Here is a 9,028-nt window from a genome sequence, read left to right on the forward strand (position 1 = left end):
ATTTTATTTTATGTAAAAGTATGTTTATCGGTATAGACAGTAATGTCTTTAAATAAAAAATAGACAAGCACGACTAAACTAGTAGTCAAATAAAATAACAAAGAGGAAAAAAGTGAACGGAGTGGGAAAGTGAAAAATAATAGAAGTAATCAAAAAAACAAGAAACCTCTGTTGTTTCTTCCGGTTCTTCCTTTAGAAGTTCGAAGCTTTGCCATTCCAAAAAAAGTAGAGGTATATGAGTTTTATACAATGGCAGATGGAAAAAAACGAGTATTTAAAGAAGATGATGGAATAAAGGAGCTAGGAATACAAGTTATTTTAAGTCCTTTTGTTTTATCGTTTACTAATTTATTTATTAATGGTGTATTGCAGCCTAAAGAAAGTTATCTAGTGAAAAAAGGAGAGTTTTGTTTATTGACAGAGGATGTTCCTATGAAAGACACGTTACTTATTTTGCAGATGATAAAGGCATAGTTATTTGATTCATGCATAAAACTATTTTATTAAAGTAATTACTGTATTTCTCTATCTTTCCTTCATTTACCGAATGTATGTAAATTGGTAAAATATGAATGGATGAAGGTCAGGAGGAAAAAAACGTGTATCAATTAACAGAACTGGAAATGTTGATTCAATTATTTGAACGAGCAGCATTATTGCTTATTTCGCTGTTTTTTATGACAAGGGTACCGAAATTTAAGGAAACATTGCAAAAGGATAGTCATTCTTCAACAGAACTTACGCTGATCACGGTAATTTTTTGTGCTTTTGCTTTGTTTGGTACATATTCTGGGATTGAAGTAGAAGGATCAATTGTTAATATAAGAATCATTGCTATTATGTCTGGCGGTATTTTATTTGGTCCATGGGTAGGCGTTGTTACAGGAATTGTTTCCGGAATCCATCGTTATTTAATTGATATTGGTGGAGTGACTTCTGTTCCTTGTTTGATTACTAGCATTTTAGCAGGTATTGTATCAGGTTATATTCATATGAAAGTGAAAAAATCAAGCCGTTGGATTATGGGGATTATTGCTGGAATGTTATGCGAAATTTTAACAATGGTTTTAATCTTAATCATGGCAGAACCATTTGATTTAGGGGTGGAAATTGTTTCTAAAATTGCGTTTCCGATGATTTTAGGACAAGTTAGCATTGGCTTAATTGTTTTGATGATTGCCAGTGTAGAAGGGGAGAAGGAAAGAATTGCAGCAGAGCAGGCAAAGTTAGCACTTGATATTGCCAATAAAACATTGCCATATTTTCGTTCAATAAATACGGCATCTTTACATACAATCTGTACGATTATTAAAAATGATATTCATGCAGATGCTGTAGCAATAACGGATACAAAAGATGTACTTGCATATGTAGGTTTTGGGGAAGAAAAATACCAAGAGGGCCAAGAAATAATCAGCGAGCTGACAAAAGAGACAATTCGCAGAGGGAAAATTACGATTCGAAATAATATTGCCGATCATCACACCCCGCAGATTCATTGTCTGCTCATGATTCCGTTAGAGGAAAGAGGCATTGTTACGGGCACACTGAAGATATATTATCGCAAAGCAAACACGATTACCTATACTTTGCAAACACTGGCGATTGGTCTTGCCCAGATTATTTCGACTTTAATGGAAGTATCAAGAGTAGAGCAAATTAAAGAAGCGGCAAATAAAGCGGAATTAAGAGCGCTTCAAACAAAAATTAATCCTCATTTTCTTTTTAATGCCTTAAATGCAATTGCTTCTACAACAAGAAGAAATCCAGAAAAAGCAAGAGAGCTAATTCATAATTTATCTGGTTATATGAGATATAATTTAGAAGTAGGAGAAGAACTGATTGGTATCCAAATAGCTTTGCAGCAGGTACGGGATTATATTGAAATTGAGCAGGCGCGATTTGGCAGCAGGCTTCAAGTAGAATATGATATAGAAGATATTCATGTCAAACTGCCTAGTCTTTTAATTCAGCCCCTTGTAGAAAATGCGGTAGTGCACGGCATTTTAAAAAGAAAAGGCCCTGGGTTAATCGAAATTTCCGTTAAAGATATTGGGGATAAAATCAGGATAAGTGTAAAGGATTCAGGAATTGGCATTAAACAAGAAGTGATTGATAACTTGTATAGTGGAGAAGTTCCCTCGAAACAAATTGGTTTATCGAATGTGCATCAGCGCGTAAAATTAATTTATGGAACAGGATTAGTGATTAAACGACTAGAACCTGGTACAGAAGTATATTTTGATATGACAAAGGAGACAAAATGAAGGCTATTATTGTAGAAGATGAAATTCCAGCAAGAGAAGAGCTGGAATATTTAATTCAAACACATAGCAATATGGAGATCATTCAAACATTTGACGATGGACTTGATGTGTTAAAATTTTTACAAGGAAATGAAGTAGATGCCATCTTTCTCGATATTAATATACCTTCATTAGATGGAATGTTTTTGGCAACCAATATTAGCAAATTTGCGAAAAAGCCGTATATTATTTTTACAACCGCTTATAAAGAGCATGCCGCCCAAGCGTTTGAACTTGAAGCATTTGATTATATCTTAAAACCTTATGATGAAAAAAGAATTGCAGCGATGCTGATAAAACTTGAGGCAGCGTTTCAAAGGGATCAAGGGGAATCGATTGTTGGCGAAGATAGTAAAAATACAGCGATGGAAGGTGTTGTATCAGCAAATCGGAGTAGCAGAATTAATTTGCGCAAAAATGATAATATTATTGTAACAGATGTTAATGAGATTTATTATGCAGTGGCTAGTGAAAAAGTGACTCTTGTTTATACAAAAACAGAAGAATATATGATGCCAATGAGCATTTCTGAATTTCATGGGAAGCTGCCTCAAAATTTATTTTTTAAATGTCATCGTTCTTATACGGTTAATTTAACGAAGATACATGAAATTGTGCCATGGTTTAATCATACTTATGTACTTCGGTTAAAAGATATAGAGGGGGAAGTGCCAGTAAGCAGAAGCAAAGTGAAGGAATTTCGGCAAATTATGCAACTGTAATTGCCGTTCATTCCAATATATATGCATTTCATTCTGATAACGATTTCATTCTTTTTTTCGGTGGTATACTTATTGGTGTAAGGGACATCATATTAAGTTAACTTGATAGGAAACATAAAAATATACCATTTAAACCGGAAAAGGAGAGAGTGAAATGAAAGCGGGTTCAGAGAGACGGTGGCTTATTGTTATTGGCACCATTATTGTACAGATGGGTTTAGGGACTATTTATACATGGAGTTTATTTAATCAGCCTTTAGTAGATAATTTTGGCTGGGAATTAAGTTCTGTTGCTATAACATTTTCCATTACAAGTTTTGCATTGGCATTTTCCACTTTATTTGCAGGAAAACTGCAAGACAAATGGGGGATACGCCGTTTAATCGGAAGTGCCGGCATAATGCTCGGGATAGGGCTAATGCTTACATCTCAAATATCTTCCTTATGGATGCTGTATATTTTAGCAGGTGTTATAGTAGGTTTTGCAGATGGAACAGCATATATTACCTCTTTATCTAATTTAATTAAATGGTTTCCAGAGAAAAAAGGGTTAATATCTGGTATTTCTGTTGGAGCATATGGAACAGGAAGTCTTTTATTTAAATTTATTAATGGTTCATTTATTTCATCATTTGGTGTAACACAAGCGTTTATGTTTTGGGGAATTATTGTATTGGTGATGGTTGTAGGCGGATCATTTTTAATTAAAGAAGCAAAAGAAATTAGTTCGGGTTCTTCTGTTGGAGTACAGCAAAAAAATTATACGGTAAAAGAAATGTTAAAAACAAAACAAGCATACCTGTTATTTGTGATATTCTTCACAGCTTGTATGAGCGGTTTATATTTAATTGGAATTGTTAAAGATATTGGTGTAAGCTTAGCTGGATTAGATATTGCAACAGCAAGCAATGCAGTAGCATTAGTAGCGATTTTTAATACTATTGGTCGAATTATCTTAGGTGCATTATCAGATAAAGTTGGCCGATTAAAAGTTGTTTCAGGAGCTTTATTTGTAACAGCAATTGCGGTTACGGTGTTAAGTACAGTAACACTGAATTTCCCAATATTCTTTGCATGTGTTGCAGCAATTGCTTTCTGTTTTGGCGGTAATATCACGGTATTTCCAACGATTGTGGCAGACTTCTTCGGTCTAAAAAATCAAAGCAAAAATTATGGCGTTATTTATCAAGGCTTTGGAATTGGTGCGCTAGCTGGTTCATTTATTGCAGCGGCATTAGGAGGATTTATCCCAACATTTACGGTGATTGCGGCATTATGTGTAGTGTCTTTCATTATCGCATTAACCATTAAACCTCCATATCAAGGAACTGCTAGAAAAATGCATAAACGCTCTGTGGCAAATATGACAACACAAAAAGCTGGATAAGTGGATTTCCTTTATAAGGATTGATGATGTATCGAAGTAAGAAAATAGTCAAGAAGGGTCTTCCAAATGGGAGGCTTTTTTTGCATCTTATGCAAGAAAATTTATAGGCTATTTGCTAAAATGTAGAGGAGACATACAGTAATTGCTTTAGCAAAAACATAAAATCAACAGAGTTATTAACATAGGCGTTTAATTAAAAACATAGACTAGTTTATAACATAAAAAAGAATCAATCAGTCTTGAGACGTAGATTATTTTCCATTTTAAGTCCATAGTAATTTTTTTGTTTTTGCTATAGTGTAAAGATAATAGGGGGAGTTTGAAACTATTTGTCTAATAAAACGTAGATAAAATAAGGAAAACAGTCAGGAGTCGATAACATTGAATCCATTTTTGAAATTTCTTGTTAGGTCAGGAGTAACCATTCCAATTGGTGCTTTGACTTGGTTTAGCAGTCTTCTAATTTTAGAACAATCATTTATTGCCTCAGTGATATACGGTGTTTTAGCTGGAACAGGGACTTATTTTATATCAGATGGGGTAATGCAGCATCAGTTCTTGAAAAAACATGGTTTGACTAGAAAGGAATTTAAATTTATCAATAAGCATCTAAAAGAAGCAAAAACAAAAATACATCGTTTAAATAAAGCAGTTTTTGCGATTCGTCATTTTCCTTCTATTAAACAACGTATAGACTTAATGCGTGTGACGAAAAAAGTATATCGTTTAACACAACAAGAGCCGAAACGTTTTTATCGTGCTGACAAATTTTATTATTCTCATTTAGATTCAGTTATGGAAATTGCTGAAAAGTATGCCTTACTGTCCTCTCAGCCTAAGAAAAATCATGAACTTCAATCAACATTGCGTCAGACAAGAGCAGCTTTAGAGCAGCTGACGAAAACAATCGAACAAGATCTGCATGAAATTCTAACTGACGATATTGATGATTTGCATTTTGAATTAGAAGTGGTGAAACATACTTCTCAAAAGAACAAGGACGATGAGTTAATTGATGAAAGCAGGAGATTGAAATGAGCGATGGATTAAAGTCTCTTCCCTTTGAAAAAGATGAAGGGACAGAAGATGAGCTATTTCTTGCTTCTATTGCAGCAGGGAACATCAACACGCTAGATAAGGAAGCAACTCCATCTTCTCCTCTTATTAATAGATTATCAGATGGTGATAAACAAAAGGCATACGAACTTGCTGGACGTATAGAGCCATCTAAACATGGTGATTTAGTTTTTTTTGGAGCAAAAGCACAAAAGAACCTTCTTTCTTTCTCCTACTCCATGCTTGAACATGTTCAAAAAAAAGAAGCTGGTGATGTCGGCGTTATTATTGCAGAACTAATGGGAAAATTAAATGAAATAAATCCTGATGAATTAAAGATAGAAAAAAAATCATTTTTTGCCCGTTTATTTGGAAGAGCTTCTAGTTCTGTACAAGAAGTTTTATCAAAATATCAAAAAACAAGTGCACAAATAGATCGAATAAATGTAAAATTAGGGCGCAGCAAAAATATAATATTATCAGATATTCACTTATTAGAGCAGCTTTATCAGGATAATAAAAATTATTTTTATCTGTTGAATATGTATATTGCTGCTGGGGAACTAAAGTTACAAGAAGTAACTAATCAAATAATTCCAGAAATGAAAAAAGAAGCGGAACGAACAAAAGATGAAATGAAGCTGCAAGAAGCAGAAGATATGATGGCATTTGCTGATCAATTGGCACAACGTATATATGACTTAAAAATAAGCAGACAAATTACCATTCAAACCGCTCCGCAAATTCGTCTTATTCAACATACAAATAAAATGATAGTAGAAAAAATCCAATCTTCTATTATGACAACCATTCCATTATGGAGAAATCAGGTGGCATTAGCCTTAACATTGCTTAAGAACCGTCATGAACTGAATGCACAAAAAAGGGCAAATAAAACGACAGAGGAAATTCTCCAAAAAAATAGCCGCTTCATTCAAAATAGTGCTGTAGGAAATGGAGAGGAAAGAATACAACTAGAGATAGAAACATTAAAAAACACACATCTCGATTTAATTTCCCGTTTAGAAGAAACTTTACAGCTGGAAAACGATAGTAAGCAAAAAAGAATGGATGCTCAGCAAGAGTTTGAAGGGATAAAAGATAAGTGGAGCAATAAAGAAGATCAATAGGAAAGAGACAGGGATGATAAGCCCAAGCCTCTTTTTTAAATAAGGAAAAATAAAGGAACTAGCAGTTAATCAAACGTTTGATTAACTGCTAGTTCCTTTTAAATAGGCGGATTTTTTCGTTAGATGGGAAATGAATTCTTGCTTATTTTAATTTTTTATTACTTTATCAAAATGCACTCGTTTATTAACAAGATAGATAATTGGAATACTAATTGCCATGACAGCAAATTCCCCAACAGCAGTAGTGAACCACAGAGTTAAGAATGAAATTCCGAGATCTGAGTATAAGTATAGTTCTAATGCAATGATAGACATTGTAAATGTAAATACTAGTGTATTCACAACCATTCTTTTTATTATATTTTTCACATAGCGGCTAACGAATATTGTAATAAGCAAGGCAATAATGGATTGTGCTGGTCCAAAAATCATATCTGGCTTTAGTGGTGAAAAAAACAAGTTAGCCAAAAATACGCCAATGACAATTCCATATAAATATTTTTTATTAAATACAATCAAGTGATTAAACATCTCTGATATACGAAATTGTATATTGGTAAAACCAAATGGCGCAATAAGTCCAGTGACTGCGATGTAAAGTGCAGCAATCATGGCATTTATTACAATCGTTTTTATTTTCATCTTATAGATTCCCCCTAGTTTTTTTACGTGGGATGGTTTCGAACCACGTTATATAAACATAAATGCAAAAGAACATATTAAAGTATAAAGCCATTGTTAGTCAATACCTTTTATTTGTTGATGCACTCTTTTTTGGCTGTAAGTTAAAAATGTCGCAAAAATCTATAAAGGAAGTAAATATCTACTTTAGCAGAGATTATTTTAATAGGCTGTTTTTATATAGATTGTGGCTTTTAAACTCAGGCAGACAAAAATACACTTTATTTTCCATGGGCGGCTTCCTGCAAATTCTCATCTTTCTTGTATTCCTACAGGAGTCTACGTGTATTCAGGCTGTTCGAGGCCTACTTCCTCCATCTTTTCTGTTAGGCTGTTTTGGTAAACTTTGTTGCTTTTAAAGGAGTAGGTTGATTTCCGTTCCAGGATGCTCGCTTTCCGTGGGGCGGGCGGTGGTATCGCCTGCGAGGTCTCATCTGTCCCGCTAATCCCACAGGAGTCTCACACCTTTCACTCCAATCAACCTGCTTCAACCATGGAGTTGCTCATGGGAATTATCCGAAAAACAACAAACTTTGAGAAAACAGCCTTTTAAGAAATTGAAAAAATTTCTTCTCGACTTATTCCTGACACATTTCTTTTATATTCTATTACTTGTAAAGAACAAGCCTATATAAAAAGAAATTTTCATAAATAAAAAACGAATGAAATAGAAAGAGGTCGAGAGAAACAATGAAAAAGGGAATTAAAAAATGGATTATTAGTGGTGTAGCAGTTGTAGTAATTGGATCAGGAATTGGAGGATACTTTTATTTTTCAAAAGAAGATCAGCCAGCAATGGCTCAGGCGAGAACACAAACGGCAACTGCAGAAGTAGGCGATGTAAAAATTGATGTAAGTGGATCAGGCAGCATTTCCGCTATCAACAGTGAAACAGTATCTAGTACAGAAAATGCAACAGTAGATGAAGTGCTGGTTGAGGTAGGAGATGAAGTAGAAGAAGGAGATGAATTAATTACATTTGAGGATGATGTTGATTCAATTACAGCTCCTTTTGATGGGGAAATTACGTCTTTAAATGTGGAAGAAGACGGCACAGTATCTATGGGAACAGAAGTGCTTGGCATTACAGACTATGATACATTGGAAATGGTAGTAAATGTAGATGAATTAGATATTTCTAAAGTAAAAGTAGGCCAGGCAGTAACGCTTTCTGTCAGTGCATTAGATGATAAAGAATTCAAAGGAAAAGTAACAAGTGTCGCAAAAGAAGCAAACACGGACAGCACATCAAGTACAGCAAAATATGCGGTAACGGTAAAAATCACAAAACCAACGGGATTATTAGTAGGAATGACGGCAGAAGCAACAATCACAACAAGCAGCAAATCAGATGTTATAACGGTTCCCGTTGAAGCTGTACAAAAAGAAGATGACGAGTATTATGTATTAGTTCCATCTGGATCAACAACTTCAGAAGACGGCTCTACAGAAACTTCCACAACGAAACAAACAGTCGAAGTTGGATTAGAAAATGAAGATGTGGCAGAAATCACAAGTGGTTTAGAGGAAGGAACAACGGTTGTGCTGCCAACATTCGAATCAAGTGATGACAGCGCTCAAAGTGGATTCCCAGGAGGAGGCCAAATGCCAGGAGGCCAAGGCGGTCAAATGCCATCAGGAGATCGAGGCCAAATGCAATCAGGCGGATTTGGTGGAGGTGGAAACTAATGTTGGAAGAAAAACGAATTGTGGAAATAAAAAATTTGCAGAAGCAGTATACCCTTG

Annotated in this window: 8 protein-coding genes and 1 riboswitch; of the genes, 7 read left to right on the forward strand and 1 reads right to left on the reverse strand. The window is 34.6% G+C overall.

Annotated elements, in window-relative coordinates; genetic code table 11:
- Nucleotides 1-129: 129 nt before the first annotated feature.
- From CWS01_RS14085 to CWS01_RS14110, 6 genes are all read left to right on the forward strand, one after another.
- Entirely contained in the window at nucleotides 130-474 is a 345-nt protein-coding gene (locus CWS01_RS14085; protein WP_235852065.1) for a DUF4183 domain-containing protein, read from the forward strand.
- Nucleotides 475-623: 149 nt separating this feature from the next.
- Nucleotides 624-2,267 (forward strand): sensor histidine kinase, encoded by a 1,644-nt coding sequence (locus CWS01_RS14090; protein ID WP_101177843.1) that lies wholly within the window; start codon nucleotides 624-626, stop codon nucleotides 2,265-2,267.
- Nucleotides 2,264-3,028 (forward strand): LytR/AlgR family response regulator transcription factor, encoded by a 765-nt coding sequence (locus CWS01_RS14095; protein ID WP_101177835.1) that lies wholly within the window; start codon nucleotides 2,264-2,266, stop codon nucleotides 3,026-3,028. The genes CWS01_RS14090 and CWS01_RS14095 overlap by 4 nt, the downstream gene beginning before the upstream one ends.
- Before the next feature lie 154 nt (nucleotides 3,029-3,182).
- On the forward strand, nucleotides 3,183-4,415 hold the full coding sequence (locus CWS01_RS14100; RefSeq protein WP_101177836.1) for an L-lactate MFS transporter: 1,233 nt from the start codon (nucleotides 3,183-3,185) through the stop codon (nucleotides 4,413-4,415).
- 381 nt (nucleotides 4,416-4,796) lie between these two features.
- Nucleotides 4,797-5,453 carry a 5-bromo-4-chloroindolyl phosphate hydrolysis family protein gene (locus CWS01_RS14105; protein ID WP_101177837.1) on the forward strand — a complete coding sequence of 219 codons (657 nt, stop codon included), beginning with the start codon at nucleotides 4,797-4,799 and terminating at the stop codon, nucleotides 5,451-5,453.
- A complete protein-coding gene (locus CWS01_RS14110; RefSeq protein ID WP_101177838.1) occupies nucleotides 5,450-6,601 on the forward strand; it encodes a toxic anion resistance protein in 1,152 nt (383 codons plus the stop codon). The genes CWS01_RS14105 and CWS01_RS14110 overlap by 4 nt, the downstream gene beginning before the upstream one ends.
- A 147-nt stretch (nucleotides 6,602-6,748) precedes the next feature.
- Here the strand turns inward: CWS01_RS14110 and CWS01_RS14115 are convergent, their stop codons facing one another.
- The gene (locus CWS01_RS14115; RefSeq protein WP_101177839.1) at nucleotides 6,749-7,243 is read right to left on the reverse strand and encodes a QueT transporter family protein; all 495 of its coding nucleotides are present in this window, start codon (nucleotides 7,241-7,243) and stop codon (nucleotides 6,749-6,751) included.
- An 8-nt stretch (nucleotides 7,244-7,251) separates the two neighbouring features.
- Nucleotides 7,252-7,296, reverse strand: a riboswitch (PreQ1 riboswitch).
- Between the two features lie 676 nt (nucleotides 7,297-7,972).
- On the opposite strand from CWS01_RS14115, the gene CWS01_RS14120 reads away from it, so the two are divergent.
- On the forward strand, nucleotides 7,973-8,971 hold the full coding sequence (locus CWS01_RS14120) for an efflux RND transporter periplasmic adaptor subunit (protein WP_101177840.1): 999 nt from the start codon (nucleotides 7,973-7,975) through the stop codon (nucleotides 8,969-8,971).
- Nucleotides 8,972-9,028: the final 57 nt, after the last annotated feature.

The organism is Niallia nealsonii, assembly GCF_002835805.1.
Classification (GTDB): Bacteria; Bacillota; Bacilli; order Bacillales; family Cytobacillaceae; genus Niallia; species Niallia nealsonii.